The organism is Dyadobacter sp. HNCC25DJ186 (genome assembly GCF_056895235.1).
Map to the genome: position 1 here is coordinate 71891 of NZ_JBXHAS010000009.1, position 13038 is coordinate 84928.

General features: G+C 40.6%; 10 protein-coding genes. 4 read left to right on the plus strand and 6 right to left on the minus strand.

The genetic code is table 11. The features are described 5' to 3' along the window. Positions 1-31: 31 nt before the first annotated feature. Complete coding sequence (locus AC1XUO_RS22690) at positions 32-529, minus strand: hypothetical protein (RefSeq protein WP_483332121.1); 498 nt, start codon at positions 527-529, stop codon at positions 32-34. Positions 530-541: 12 nt separating this feature from the next. Next, the gene (locus AC1XUO_RS22695; protein ID WP_483332122.1) at positions 542-1090 is read right to left on the minus strand and encodes an RNA polymerase sigma factor; all 549 of its coding nucleotides are present in this window, start codon (positions 1088-1090) and stop codon (positions 542-544) included. A 167-nt stretch (positions 1091-1257) separates the two neighbouring features. On the opposite strand from AC1XUO_RS22695, the gene AC1XUO_RS22700 reads away from it, so the two are divergent. The 4 genes from AC1XUO_RS22700 to AC1XUO_RS22715 all read left to right on the plus strand — a co-directional run bounded on the left by AC1XUO_RS22700 (position 1258) and on the right by AC1XUO_RS22715 (position 5803). After that, complete coding sequence (locus AC1XUO_RS22700) at positions 1258-1599, plus strand: DUF6249 domain-containing protein (protein WP_483332123.1); 342 nt, start codon at positions 1258-1260, stop codon at positions 1597-1599. Positions 1600-1857: 258 nt separating this feature from the next. Next, entirely contained in the window at positions 1858-4305 is a 2448-nt protein-coding gene (locus AC1XUO_RS22705) for an outer membrane beta-barrel family protein (protein ID WP_483332124.1), read from the plus strand. 75 nt (positions 4306-4380) lie between these two features. Further along, complete coding sequence (locus AC1XUO_RS22710) at positions 4381-5352, plus strand: Rpn family recombination-promoting nuclease/putative transposase (protein ID WP_483332125.1); 972 nt, start codon at positions 4381-4383, stop codon at positions 5350-5352. Between the two features lie 232 nt (positions 5353-5584). After that, positions 5585-5803 carry a hypothetical protein gene (locus tag AC1XUO_RS22715; RefSeq protein WP_483332126.1) on the plus strand — a complete coding sequence of 73 codons (219 nt, stop codon included), beginning with the start codon at positions 5585-5587 and terminating at the stop codon, positions 5801-5803. 88 nt (positions 5804-5891) lie between these two features. On the opposite strand, the gene AC1XUO_RS22720 is transcribed toward AC1XUO_RS22715, so the two are convergent. The 4 genes from AC1XUO_RS22720 to AC1XUO_RS22735 all read right to left on the minus strand — a co-directional run bounded on the left by AC1XUO_RS22720 (position 5892) and on the right by AC1XUO_RS22735 (position 13038). Then, complete coding sequence (locus AC1XUO_RS22720) at positions 5892-7256, minus strand: thioredoxin family protein (protein WP_483332127.1); 1365 nt, start codon at positions 7254-7256, stop codon at positions 5892-5894. A 158-nt stretch (positions 7257-7414) separates the two neighbouring features. Then, a complete protein-coding gene (locus AC1XUO_RS22725) occupies positions 7415-9895 on the minus strand; it encodes a zinc-dependent metalloprotease (RefSeq protein WP_483332128.1) in 2481 nt (826 codons plus the stop codon). Between the two features lie 126 nt (positions 9896-10021). Continuing rightward, positions 10022-12562 carry a zinc-dependent metalloprotease gene (locus AC1XUO_RS22730; protein ID WP_483332129.1) on the minus strand — a complete coding sequence of 847 codons (2541 nt, stop codon included), beginning with the start codon at positions 12560-12562 and terminating at the stop codon, positions 10022-10024. A gap of 35 nt (positions 12563-12597) precedes the next feature. Further along, the gene (locus AC1XUO_RS22735; protein ID WP_483332130.1) at positions 12598-13038 is read right to left on the minus strand and encodes a hypothetical protein; all 441 of its coding nucleotides are present in this window, start codon (positions 13036-13038) and stop codon (positions 12598-12600) included.

Sequence of the window (13038 nt, forward strand, 5' to 3'; positions counted from 1 at the left end):
AGAAGTTGGCAGCAACAAGACCAGTATGTTGTCAACTTCTAATATTTTCCATTTTCGTCCGCAAAAAATAATCTCCCATAATGAGCACTGCCAGTGCAAAAATAACTGCCGGATAAATAACAGGTAAAACGCTTATTTTATTAATAGTTTCAAAGGCAGAAATTGTGATATTATTGGAAAAATACGGAATATTGTCTACCGACTTTTCAACTGGTGAAATAATACAAAAAGACAGAATTAATACGGCAATAGCGGCGACGATATACCAGACCTTACGGCTGATAATTGGCTCAACTACCTTCTGTTCAGCAAATGCGATCTGCGCCATAATATTCCTTTGAAGCAATGGCGGCGCACTATCCAATTGAATAGCATTGATAACTTCACGCAACTTGTTTTCTTTCCCAAGTTCCAGCTCCGTTTCAAGCTCAATATTTTTCATCACCAAACCGGTAAAAATAGCTTTGGTTTCTTCCGTTCCAGCCTTTTGAATGAGTTTTTTTAATATTGACTCTTTATCGTTTTCCATAAATACTGATTTTCATAATAAAAATCGCAGTTCAGCTTCCAATGTTTTCCTTGCCCGAAACAACTTCACCTTAATATTCGAAGCCGACAATCCTGTAATCTCCTCAATTTCGCGAATGGTATTTTCATTCAGATAAAATAGTGTGATCAGAAGTCCGTCCATTTCAGGAAGTTTGGCAATCGCTTGTTTGATAAATCTTGCCTGTTCCTGTGCGTGCATCACTTCTACTTGTGGAGTTTCATCCGATATAAAATAGCCACTCAAATCTTCATCAACAGAAAATGCCGGCACTCCTCTTTTTTGTAGTTTGGTTACCGCCGTCCGGTAAATGATGGTGTAAAGCCATGTTGAAAATTTAGATTTTCTCTCGAATCTGTGAAGCTGCTGGTACGCCTTTAAAAATCCTTCCTGGGCAACATCTTCGGCATCCTCAGCATTTCGCATAATTCTAACCGCAATCGTGAAAGCCATATCCTTATACCTGTTTACCAGAAACGCATAAGACGCTGAATCTCCGTTCATTATTTTGTCAATATAAATCTGATCTTCGCGATATTTCATCCGTTGGTCACATGGCTGCCTGTTTCGGATTAGACATAAATTTCAGTATGATGGTTACAAACATTGAGAGAAATCTTTTGTGTAATAAATTTACAAAATCTTGTAACCAAGCTAAAACTGCTCGTGTCTTATGCATTAAATAATATCGAATAATAACAATTTATAATATGAGTGGAACTTCAATGAGCGTCATGATAGCACTTGGCGCATTTTCAGGAATTTTCGGTATCGTTTATGTATTTCTTATGACCAGATATAAGGAACGTATAGCAATGATCGAAAGAGGTGTCGACGCCTCCATTTTCGTTAGTAATAACAAATCCATTTCTCCTACGCTGAAATTCGGGATGTTATTTGTAGGTATAGCGTTGGGCATCATAGTCGGCGACATAATGCATCAAATTTATGGTCTCAGCAAAGGAACTTCATTTCTTTCGATGGTCTTTCTCTTTGGAGGACTCAGTCTTATCATTAATTTTTTTATCGAAAGAAAACTTGCCGATAAATAAGATTGAGTTTGTTTCCCTCTATTTACCATTCGTGTAAGTTATACGCCTCTCATCAAGAACCAACAAATCTTTCACCTAGTACCTTGCAAAACATAGTACCTTGATATACCTTTGTATTATTGATAGTCTTAGGAAAGACGTTTCTTAAAATTATCCGTGATAAATTATTAAAATGATACTGGCGTGATTCACGGAAAACCACCATTTTCCGGACGCTACTCCTTTGCCCTTTTTATTAGCCATCAAAAATAAAATATCATGAAGATCAAATCTATTTTAATTTGCATGACATTGATTGTCACCTACCTATTACTTACAGCCCGACAAGCTTCGGCGCAAAGCAATGTCTTAGATCGAAAAATTATTGGGTTCATTTCAGACTCAATTTCACAAAAAAAGCTCGATTTTATTACTGTCAATTTGATGACCGATAAAAACACAGTTGTGAAAGTAGATTATTCGAAAGAAGATGGATCCTTTACTTTCTCCGGGTTAAAACCACTCAAATATCAGGTAATCATTATCGGTGTTGGATATAAAAATAAGGTGGTTGAAGCAGATCTGTCGGATTCTACCAAACAAACGCTGAATCTGGAAAACATCAGCATCGGCCAGGCAACCCTGGGATTGAAAGAGGTCAGGATTACAGCTGCAAAACCAGTTGTAACGCAGGAAGTTGACAGACTTTCTTACGATTTACAGGCTGATCCGGAAAGCAAAGTGAACAGCGTGCTGGATATGATGCGAAAAGTGCCGCTTTTGTCTGTCGATGCAGACAATACTGTCTATTTGAAGGGCAACAGCGATTTCAAAATTCTTATTAATGGAAAACCATCCAGTATGATGGAAAGAAGTTACAAGGAAGTGCTTCGTAGTATGCCGGCTTCTTCGATTGAACGCATTGAGGTAATCACCACGCCACCAGCCAAATATGACGCCGAGGGATTGGCTGGTATAATCAATATTATTACCACCAAGAAAATTGACAACGGATATAACGGATCGCTTAACATCAGCGAGAAATTTCCAAATGGCGGACCTGGTTTCGGAGGATCAGTATCAGCAAAGTTTGGACAGTTAGGGATGTCTGCTTTTGGAGGGGCCAGCTCTCTTCATGCGCCTGTCACGACAAATTCGGCTTTGAGAAACACATTTGGTGAAGAACCAACGTCTCTCGCTCAAAACGGGACCAATCAGACTGATAGCAAAAATGCATATTTGGGCTACGAAATTACCTATGAAATTGATACTTTAAACCTGCTTTCCGGACAATTTAATATCAACGGAAGTAAATCAGATGGGATTATAACGCAGAGCAGTTCGCTGCAAAATACGCAGGATATCCTTCAAAACTATATGCTTCGTAATCTCAATAATGGAAACGGAAAGGGCATGGACGCAGCTTTAAATTATCAGAAAGGATTCAAGGCAGATAAAAACAGATTGCTTACCTTTTCTTACCGGGTATTTGCTTATGGGAATAAACAAAATAATAACATAGCCTTCACTGAGCGTGTAGACTATACAGTTCCGGATTATCGCCAGCTCAATGATCAGCGTTTTTCAGAGCAGACTTTTCAGATTGATTATGTTTATCCCGTGAAAAAACTCAACATTGAAGCAGGAATCAAAGCGATTTTCCGTGATAACAAAAGCGATTTTCAAAACTGGTCCTTGAATGACGAAACTGATCAGTTTGAAATCCAGCCCGGATTAGGGAATAAATTCAGGAATGAACAAAACGTTTTTGGAGCGTATAATACTTACCAGTTCAGTGTCAAAAAATGGAGTTTTAAAGGCGGTGCGCGGATCGAACAAACGGTTATTCATGCAGAATTCATTTCCTCAGAATCAAGTGTCAGCCAGAATTATTTTAACGTCATTCCGTCGGTATCCATAAACCGAAAACTGAAAGGGAGCAGTGCGCTTAATCTTGGGTACACACAAAGAATTCAACGACCTGGCATTTATCAGTTAAATCCATTTGTCGACAGATCAAACCCGAATTTCGAACGTACCGGAAATCCTGATTTAAGGCCGGCGAATGTCAATGATATTCAGTTGGGATATAACTGGTCGAAGAAAATGTCGATCAATTTTGGACTTGGTTATACTTTTTTCAAAGATCTGATCTTCCCGGTTTCTGTGTATGATTCCGTAACCAACATTACGCGGACCTCTTACGGAAATACCGGTACTGCAAAACTTCCTCAGGGAAATTTAAATATCAACTATCCGATTACAAAAAAATGGAATTTCAGCCTGAATTCACGGGTTGCATACGGTATGGTGAGCGGTGTCGTGAACGGTGTTTTAATTAAAAATGAGGGTCTTATGTACCAGATTTCGTCCTCGACCGGTTATCGTTTTGAAAAAGACTGGCGGATCAATACTAACCTGAATGCAAATGGACCTAGCGTAAGTTTGCAGGGAACGTCGAATGCCATGGTTAGTACTTCGTTTAGTGTGAATAAAGATATTGTTAAAGACAAATTATCACTTTCAGCAGCAGTCAATAATCCGTTCACAAAGTTCAGACATAACCGAAATGAATCTTACGGGCCTGATTTTGCTCAGCTTAATGATCGCCGAGACTATTTTCGCTCTTTTAATTTCAGTGTAAATTATAAGTTTGGGAAATTGAAAGACGCGATCAAAAAGAATAAACGGGGTATCCGGAATGATGATGTGCAGAGTGGAAGTTAGCAGTGCTTTGACTGACAATTTGTTTCCGGATGAATGAAAACTATCATTTTTCCGGAAACAAATTATCTTTACAAAATGAGCAACACACACACTTCCATACATGATAATTTTATCCGGGCAATCTTGTCCAGTAAAACCATCGCGACTGAGTATTTCCGAAATTATTTACCCGAGTCTATATCTTCAAAACTGAATTTTTCTACACTTACGCAACTACCGGATACCTATCTTTCTGATAAACTCAAAAAATCAATTTCTGACATTGTGTATTCCTGCGAGAAAAATGATACTCCCAATGTCGTGAAAATATGTTTGTTAATTGAGCACAAAAGCTACCCTGATAAGTACACACCGCTGCAAATCGGACATTACGTCTTCTCTGGTTTACAGAAACAGATTGAAAATAAGGAAGAACTTTCCATTATTATTCCGGTGTTATTGTATCATGGAAGAGGAAAATGGAAATATCAGACACTGGCATCTTTATTTAAAAATCCAGAACCTGAATTGACGAAATACCTGCCTGATTTTGAATACATTTACAATGATCTTGGAGACATTTCTGATGAACAGGTCGAAACTTTAAACAACAAGTTTCTTCTGGCATCGATCCTGGCTTTAAAGCATAGCTTTGAAAAGGAATGGCTGAAATTAAATGCCCAGCGCATACTACTTCTGATCTCGGAAGAATCCGAGAAATTACAGAAAAGTTTTGTAATTTACCTATTCATTAACAGTGGTTTAGAAGAAGATGCAATTGAAGAAATAATACAATCACTACCAATTACATTAAAAGATACAATTATGAACACGCTGGATATTTTCATCGAAAAAGGCAAAAAAATTGGGATGGAAAGAGGAATAAAGACAGGAATGGAAAGAGGAATACAGACAGGAATTGAACAGGGAATTGAAATCGCTAAACTGGATATCGTCGAAAATTTACTTCGCAATACCGACTTTTCAACAGCTAAAATTGCTGAGTTAACCGGCGTGTCAGAAATGATTGTAAATTCGGTTTTAAAACAGATAAACGATCAACAATAATCCCGACGGTGTGGATTTCGCTGGCTTTTTTTCTCGCCCAAATAATTCTGAGAATAAGGAATAACGACAAGACTTGCCGGTTCGCAAATTACAATTTCCCGTCTTTCATTTTGAGCAATGTACGTTCATTGCAGAAAAGTATTGTATTTACCTATTCATTAACAGTGGTTTAGAAGAAGATGCAATTGAAGAAATAATACAATCACTACCAATTACATTAAAAGATACAATTATGAACACGCTGAATATTTTCATCGAAAAAGGCAAAAAAATTGGGATGGAAAGAGGAATACAGACAGGAATTGAAAAGGGAATTGAAATCGCTAAACTGGATATCGTCGAAAATTTACTTCGCAATACCGACTTCTCAACAGTTAAAATTGCTGAGTTTACCGGCGTGTCAGAAATGATTGTAAATTCGGTTTTAAAACAGATAAACGATCAACAGTAATCCCGACGGTGTGGATTTCGCTGGCTTTTTTCCTCGCACAAATAATTCTGAGAATAAGGAATAACGACAAGACTTGCCGGTTCGCAAATTACAATTTCCCCTCTTTCATTTTGAGCAAAGTGCGTTCAAGTGATTCAGGATTCCCTACCAGTTTCTGTGCTTCCACAGCTTTTGTCTGCCATTCAATCGCCTCTGGCTTTCTGCCCAATTTATACAAAATCTGCGCATATGTATCTATATAAGCAGGATTGCCCAGACGCATAGGATGTTGTCTACCAAGGTTCAGTCCATTAAAAAACTCCATCGATTGATTCGACCATTTCAACGCTGTTTCCAGATCAGATGTCTTGCTCGACATTTCGTAAAAATGCCAGGCATGTTCATTCAGGTCCATGTGAAAAAACTGTGAAGAAGGTGCTACGCTAACGACCCGCATAGTTTCTTTTCTAAACGGCACTGGCGGTAAAGGTGGTTGATTTTTCATATCGGCCTCATCCATTTTTTTCAACGAATCTACTGTAACGACCATGTGTGTAAAATCCAGAAATTCTCTCGCCTGCCTTTTATATTGGACCGTATCTCTCACGGCATACAAATATCTCAACATTCCCCGGCGAGACGCCAGGTGGCCTTTCATATAATCCTTGTTATATGTATTCTGGGTGAAAGAGGACAATCTATAAGCGAGATTCACATCCCTCTTTTCAACAGCGAGCCGGAAAGTATTGCCGATAATTGCGTTGTTCATAGCCACAGCATCTTCATACGAAACTGTTTTATAAACACTGTCTACCAGACCACGCGGAGCTCCGGATTGAATAATGTTGTAGGCACGACTATCCAGAGACGGTCCCTGTGCATAGACAAATCTTACCACGTCATAACTTTTCAATGAATCAACAGGTAACTGGCCAACATACTGTTCCAGCAAATCGCCAACAGGAAGTGAGAGTTCTTTTCGTTTTCCAATGTATTCCTTTAAAAATTTCGAAGACCTTTCGCCTGCCTTATATTCCTTCTCGAAATCTTTCAGTTTTTTTTCACCTGTTCTACCAAGTGCAATATCAGCCTGTTCCGCGTAAAAAAATGAGGCACTTGTTGAGCCATTATACCGGTTTAGAATATTTCCATCGGTATCAATGAACAAAGAAACAAGCGCTCCTTTTATCTCAAATTTTTCTGCTAGCGTCTTGCCGATCTCGGTTTTAACATTTGACCGCATTGAGACAAAGTTTTTCTCAAATTTTTCTTTCAAAATACTGGAAGCAAATCCCTGCGATGCCACATCATTACATTGCTGGCAGTGATCATCTTCCAGATGAAGAAAGATCAGTTTATTTTCACTTTTTGCTTTCTTGGAAAGCTGTTCCCAGGAAAGATCCTTTTCAAAAATGATCTGGCTGAAACCCGGAGCGGAGCATAAAAATAGCAGAAGAGGAATAAGTAATTTCATGTGGAAATTGGCTAATAATTGATTTCCAAATGTAATCTGTAAAATGCAATTATGTAACCGGTACCGCATAAATTAATCATTATATTTTATGCTTAAAAAGAATATGCATGTACAATGTTCAGGAAAAGCCGATACATGCATATTTTATAAAACCAAAATTAAATGGGCGAACCTGCGGGCATTGTTAATGGAGGCGTAGGTCTGAACTTATCCGGATCTGCCTCAAACTGATTAATCTGCAAAAGACTGAACAACAAATCACCTTTTAGTTTTACATCGGTTGTACTTTTCTGCGAAATCATCCAGTTTTTAAGATTATCAATTTCACCTATTACAGTCGCTCTAACGTTATCAGAAGCACCAGAATTTGCAGCGAGACCTAGCAATGTTTTGAGATAAACCTTTCGGACCATACTTTGGAGATCGCCCTGATAACCCGTCAGCGCTGCGGACTTCCATATTTGGTCATTCAGTCTATTGATTACCGAAATCAAGCCGGGTTGCGTGGCGTCTCGTCCATGAAATTCTAAAAGTCTGGCAGCTCTTTCCGGGTCAAGAAGTAAGGTGATACAATCCCCAGCCAAAGATTCCGCGGCACCGACGGGATCAAACGTCAAGCCGGTATATCCCTTAAAATTTTCCTGAGTTTTGGCATATCCAATGGGATACGGCGGCAATGATTTGACTAATTTTTCAGGAATTGCGAGCTCAGCAGGAGTTATTGCCAACATGATGGCTTCAAGCGCTTTCTGTTGTTCTTTCGGATCAAGCAGTTCAGTCACCAACTGACCATCTCCTCGAAGTGCATACCGGTAGTTCATTCCTCCGACCAGATAGGAAGTTGCCAGGATTTGATATCGATGCAGAAGATACAAAGGAACCAAGACCTCTTCCAAAGTTGCCAGAGGAGCACCTAACGGAATTGCTTTTTCAGAGAATCTTGCCAGGACATGCTTACGCACTTCCATTAATCTCAACAATTCTCCGCTCGCATTGCCAGAATTATCCCAATGTGCAGATTGTGGATGCACACCAAGATCAAACATAAAAAGTTGCTCTTGTCGGATCGATTCCTGTATGATTTTTTCAAGACCTTCCTTCTCATTTTCCCCTTTTTTGAATTCTGCATAACCCCACAAAATCGAACGTTTGTCGTAAGTACCAATTCCCTTGGTATAGGCTTCGGAGATATCGATTGAGCCATCTTTTTTCAGCGATATTTTTGGAAAAGGATAATCTGTTACAGAAGATCTGTCGTTACTGCTGGACATGTGGTTATGATACAATCCAAGCGTATGACCAACCTCGTGGGCTGCCAGTTGACGGATTCGAGCCATGGCCTGCTCAACCGCTCTTTGAGGTGCAGTTTTGTCGTCACCATACGGTTGGGTCAAACCTTGCAGTATCAAAAAATCCTGTCTTTCGCGCATGGAACCGAGCGTTACCTGACCTTTGATAATTTCGCCGGTTCTTGGGTCAAAAATTCCAATTCCGTTAGAATAACCACGGGTTGGACGGTGTACCCAATTAATGATACTATAACGAATATCCATCGGATCAGCTCCTTCTGGGAGTTCCTTTACCTGAAAAGCATTGATATAACCGGCGGTTTCAAACGCCTGGTTCCACCATGAAGCACCCTCAATTAATGCTTTTTTTATTTCCGCGGGCGCACCTCTGTCAACATAATAAATGATCGGTTTTATAGCCTCACTTTTCTCTGCATTCGGATTTTTCTTTTCTAACCTCCACCGGCGAATATATTTTTTCACGATCGGCTGTTCAATTGAAGCAGCAAAGTCGAAGTAGTCCATGGAATTGTATCCCGAGCGTGGATCGAATTCTCTTTTTTTGTACTTGTCATCAGGCAATTCGATGAATGAATGATGATTGCGGAGTGTGATAGCATTTGGGTCTGGTGCTTTCGACGCATTACCCGGACCACCGCTGAAATAACTCCGCTCATTTCCACCCGGACCAGCAAACGTCAGCAACGCTTCAAACTCGGTATTTTTTGGAAAACTTTTGGTATTACCAATGGCTATCGCTGATCGCGTTTCATCCACGCGGTAGATATTTCCCGGTGATGCAGGACGAAATCCTACTGCCCCTAATCTTTCTCCGGATTTCTGGCTGTCGCGTAATAAAAAACCTGTAAGATCAACGAGCACCTTGCCAACTTCTTTCACTTCCGGCTTAAATGCCCAGATTATCGACTGCGGAAAAGACTCGGCCACCGATTTTTTTTCTTCTAGATTGTCAGTATCCGCGCGGAAATCATAATTAGGAAGTGTCAGAAAAATTTTCGGACCGACGGTTATAAATTTCACAATGCGGTATCCGCCAACGGCTCCCCTGTCTCCTGCCCCGCCACCGCCGCCCGGCATTGAGTTGACATATAAAAATTCCTTATCAAACATAAGCTCTGGAATTTCAAGAAAAATCCTTCCTTCTTTTTCGTCATAATAAAAATTAAAATATCCTTCACTTTTTTTCATTCCAGCCGTTTTTCCGGCAATGGAAAGTATTTGTGAGGCTTTTGTTTGAGCAGACTGATTTGCCGTTGACAGAGAATTTTGTGCAAAAGAATGACCAGTAACAGACAGCATTGCTACCGCCACAAGAAGATTTATTTTCATATCCGGAGTGTTAAATACTTTTCAAAAAATAAAAGAAAGCGGATCAGAAAATGATCTTGAAATCTGTATTCAATTCCTCGATTTTTCCTGATCCGCTTAATTAAGTTTGGCTAACAATTCAGCTTATTACTCTCCATGAAAATGAGTCTGAGAGCAACCCATGAAATCCATCAGTCCCATAATTGGCGCACCGGGAGGCATATCCAATACCGAAGCGGGTTCAAATTTGTTCGGATTTTTATTAAATTCTTCAATTTGAGAAAGTCCGAAAAGTATGTTCGCTTTTTGTTTTGGCGCAGCACTTGCCATTTTTCCTTTCATCCAGTCGCCCAGTTCGCTCACTTTCAATAACGCTTCACCGCGAACGCTTTCCGGTGCTTTTGAATTGGCCGCAAGATTCAGCAAATATTTCAGCGAAAGATTATTCACCAACGTTTGCAATTGACCCTTATATCCCGGCGCCACCGGGGCTTTCCAGGTGCTTTCAAAAAGTTTATCGATCACAGGCATAAGGCCTGGTTGTTTTTCGTCCCTGGCATTGTATTCAACCAAACGTGCCGCACGTTCTGCATTTAACAGATAAGACAAGGTCGTTCCCGCAGCTGTTTCAGCGGCAGCGATCGGATCAAAAGTTGGCCCCGTATGGCCTGAGAATGTTTCCAGACTAGCCGGATATCCTGACGGGCGTGGCGGAATTTTCTTGATTAGTGCTTCAGGCAAAGCAAGAGCCTCTGGTGTAATTGTGCTCAATAACGATTCCAACGCTCTCCATTGCTCTTTTGGCTCAACCATTCTGGTGATAACCTGACCATCGTTCTTCACTGCGTGCGTGAAATACAACCCTCCAACAGATTTCGCAACTGCCTCAACCTGATAACGATGCAGCAAATAAACCGGAACCAATACTTCTTCAATCGTTGCCATCGGCTCGCCTTGTCTGATTGCTTTCTCAGAGAAATTATCCAAAACTTTTCTTCTGACTTTCATAATGTTTGTCATCTGATCAATTGGATTTGAACCGTCGTCCCACTGGTGAGAAGTGGGATGTGCGTTTCCGCCAATGTCCGGGATGTAAATAAATCCTTGTTTAAGCGTTTCCTGCATAATTTTTTCCAAACCTTCATCTTCTTTTCCAGCCGGGAACTCTGTATATCCCCACATCACAGCACGCTTATCCCAGCTTCCGATTCCTTTGGCGTACGAATCTGAAATATCAACGGTACCATCCGCTTTCAGAGAAAATTTAGGGAATGGATAATCCATCACCGATGCTCTGTCTTTCGGACTTGCGGCGAAATTGTGGTTAAATCCAAGCGTATGGCCAATCTCATGTGCAGACAATTGCCGAATCCTCGCCAAAGCAAGTTCCTGCATTGCCTTGGGAATTGGCTTTCCATCTTCATAAGGCTGCAACAAACCTTCTGCAATGAGATAATCCTGACGGTGGCGATCCGAACCGAGTGTTACCACACCTTTAATAATTTCACCAGTCCGCGGATCAACATAAGAAGAACCATAAGAGAAACCGCGCGGACTTCCGTTTCTGTTTACCCAGTTTACCACGTTATAGCGGATATCCATAGGATCGGCACCTTCAGGAAGCTCTTTCACCTGGAAAGCATTTTTATAACCGGCTGCCTCAAAAGCTTCGTTCCAAAACGATCCGCCTTCAATCAAAGCTTGTTTCACGGGTCCCGGAGCACCGCGATCTATGTAATATACAATTGGTTTTATTGCTTCGCTTGGTGCAGCACCTGGATTTTTCTTTTCAAGCCTGTGCCTTCTGATAAATCGTTTCACGATGGGTTCGGTCATCGGTGCAGAGAAATCCATGTAACTGAACAACCCAAACGCGGAACGTGTGTCAAACTTTCTGGTTTTATATTTATCATCGGGCAGCTCAACGAAAGACTGATGCATTTTAACGCTAACCGCACTTGGATCAGGAGCAAGTCCCGGTCCGCCGCCGAAAAATCCTGTATTCGGATTTCCGCCGGTAAAAGTGATCAGTGCTTCAAATTCCGTGTTTTTCGGGAAATTTTTTGTATTTTCAAGATACAATACCGAACGGCTTTCATCCATTCTGTATGCTCCGCCGCCACCTGCTGGCTGTGGAACAGCAACAGGTCCCGCAGCTCTTCGCACGCCTAAACGTGAAGCAATATTCTGGCTGTCCCGGATAATAAATGGAGTTAGGTCAATCAGCATTTTATCACCTTCAACCGCAGCCGGAACGAAACCCCAGATCACCGATTTTGCGAAAGCGTTCTCGACAGCTTTTTTCTCATCCGGATTTTCAGTGATCGCTCGGTAACTATAAACAGGCTCAACCAATAATACTTTCGAGCCTACTTTTACAAATTTAGCAATAGCCGAAGAAGCTTGTCCACGTTCAGGTCCGCCGCTTCCAACTCCATCCGTCAAAGAAGAAAAATAAAGAAATTCTTTGTCCAGTTTATCCACTTCCAGATAAACTTTCCCTGATTTTTCGTCATAATAAAAATTAAAAAAACCATCGTACTTTTTCAATCCCTGCGTGATGGAAGCAATACTGGTTGCAGGTGTGGCTGCTTGCCTGGCTGGTGCGCCTCCGGCAGCAGGATTCTGCGCATAAGAAACTGACCCGGCAGCCAATAAAACGGCTAATGTATTAAAACTTAATTTCATAGTACAGGAGTTATTTAATCAAAAATTTCAAACCGTTATTTTATCAATTCAGCATCTAAAAGAAATATTTCCGACCTTAAATCGCCGGATTTGTTCAGCACTAGTTTACCCCTGAGTTTTACAGGTTTATCGGTATAATTCAATTCCTTACTCATTTTAACCTCGATCATTGAGGGAATATCACCTTGTCCGCAATAGGGACACTGGTCCATGGGAACCACCGCTAACATGAATTCTGAATGGTTAAGATCGGCATTTATTGGAATAATGTAACCGGGCAACTCCACAACTTTGTTTTGTAATGCTTCCAGTTTTGCAGGAAAAACCGGTACCATTTTAAAATTCTTATTCTTTTTATAGGACCTCCCGGCAATCAATTTCCACGTATTGTTCATCAACGGAATGTGCGTAGGCGGCTGTGCTTTTGCAAATAATGCAACCGTTAAAAATAAAAAAAGGAAAACTATTTTTTTCAT

Excerpts from the sequence above, each read along its gene's own strand:
- AC1XUO_RS22715 (WP_483332126.1), top strand. The coding sequence starts at position 5,585 with ATGAACACGCTGAATATTTTCATCGAAAAAGGCAAAAAAATTGGGATG.
- AC1XUO_RS22690 (WP_483332121.1), bottom strand. The coding sequence starts at position 529 with ATGGAAAACGATAAAGAGTCAATATTAAAAAAACTCATTCAAAAGGCT.
- AC1XUO_RS22700 (WP_483332123.1), top strand. The coding sequence starts at position 1,258 with ATGAGTGGAACTTCAATGAGCGTCATGATAGCACTTGGCGCATTTTCA.
- AC1XUO_RS22720 (WP_483332127.1), bottom strand. The coding sequence starts at position 7,256 with ATGAAATTACTTATTCCTCTTCTGCTATTTTTATGCTCCGCTCCGGGT.
- AC1XUO_RS22725 (WP_483332128.1), bottom strand. The coding sequence starts at position 9,895 with ATGAAAATAAATCTTCTTGTGGCGGTAGCAATGCTGTCTGTTACTGGT.
- AC1XUO_RS22735 (WP_483332130.1), bottom strand. The coding sequence starts at position 13,038 with ATGAAAAAAATAGTTTTCCTTTTTTTATTTTTAACGGTTGCATTATTT.
- AC1XUO_RS22695 (WP_483332122.1), bottom strand. The coding sequence starts at position 1,090 with ATGAAATATCGCGAAGATCAGATTTATATTGACAAAATAATGAACGGA.
- AC1XUO_RS22730 (WP_483332129.1), bottom strand. The coding sequence starts at position 12,562 with ATGAAATTAAGTTTTAATACATTAGCCGTTTTATTGGCTGCCGGGTCA.
- AC1XUO_RS22710 (WP_483332125.1), top strand. The coding sequence starts at position 4,381 with ATGAGCAACACACACACTTCCATACATGATAATTTTATCCGGGCAATC.
- AC1XUO_RS22705 (WP_483332124.1), top strand. The coding sequence starts at position 1,858 with ATGAAGATCAAATCTATTTTAATTTGCATGACATTGATTGTCACCTAC.